The sequence below is a fragment of the Brevundimonas sp. genome, assembly GCF_032107865.1.
In the GTDB taxonomy this organism is placed as follows: domain Bacteria; phylum Pseudomonadota; class Alphaproteobacteria; order Caulobacterales; family Caulobacteraceae; genus Brevundimonas.
The window spans coordinates 2,736-3,043 of the sequence record NZ_DAMCNG010000278.1 but is presented as its reverse complement, the minus strand read 5'-3'; the positions used below and the strand labels follow the sequence as shown (position 1 = coordinate 3,043).

1 protein-coding gene is annotated in these 308 nt (G+C 71.4%); it reads right to left on the bottom strand.

Annotated elements, in window-relative coordinates:
- On the bottom strand, positions 1-308 hold a 308-nt coding region (locus tag RT567_RS15460), incomplete at both ends, for a GGDEF domain-containing protein (RefSeq protein ID WP_313577123.1).

The window sequence follows — 308 nt, the reverse complement described above, 5'->3', positions numbered from 1 at the left end:
GCGTCCGGCGCGTCCGGTCCGCCCTCGGCCGTCACGGCGCCGATGGACAAGGTCGGATAGATGTCGAAGCCCGCCAGCCGCAAAGGCTGCTCCAGCGCCTCGCGCAGGCGCTCGCTGCCGCTGGCGCCGCTGCCGCCGCGCCGCACCAGAATGGCGAACTCGTCCTCGCCGATCCGGGCCGGGACGCAGTCCTCGGAAAAAGCCGCCGACAGGCGCGAACCCAGGGCCGACAGCACCAGATCGGCGCGTTCATGACCCAGGGCTTCGTTGAGGCGACGCAGCCGATCCAGATCGGCCACCACCATCTC